The sequence below is a fragment of the Neisseria sp. P0009.S007 genome (genome assembly GCF_051962515.1).
Genome location: NZ_JBQCVF010000904.1, coordinates 1 through 433 on the forward strand (window position 1 = coordinate 1; position 433 = coordinate 433).

The 433-nt window shown below is 52.4% G+C and carries 1 pseudogene; it reads left to right on the forward strand.

What is annotated here, in order from left to right:
• Positions 1 to 433, forward strand: a pseudogene (locus ACTHS3_RS17035) (L,D-transpeptidase); the annotation flags it as partial.

The following is a 433-nucleotide window of genomic DNA, read 5'->3' on the forward strand; positions in this document are numbered from 1 at the left end:
CCAAATGGCGAGCCTGAACGAAGATGCCAACCAAAACTTGTGGCTGGCTGCCTATCGTGACCCCTACGACAAGAAAAACCTTGATACGGCTGCCCTGAAAAAAAGCATTGCCGCTTGGGCAAAAGCGCACGGTAAAACCATTCCAGCCGCGCGTGTGGATGCAATCCTGAAAGGACGCACCGGAGCGGCAAACTGTCTGACCTGCGCCAAAGGCGTAAAACTCAAATCGCCTTTAAAATCTTTGGCATGGACCAGCGGCACGGATGCTTACAGCAAACCAAAAGTCATGCCAAAACCGGCTCCTGCTAAAGATGTGGTATTGCCTCAAGGCACTGAAATCGAAGTCGATGCTACCGACGATACAAACAAGGCAGCATCCGAACCGAAACAAAGCGTTCGTCCGACTCCGGTGAAACCGGCAAAACCTGCTGCC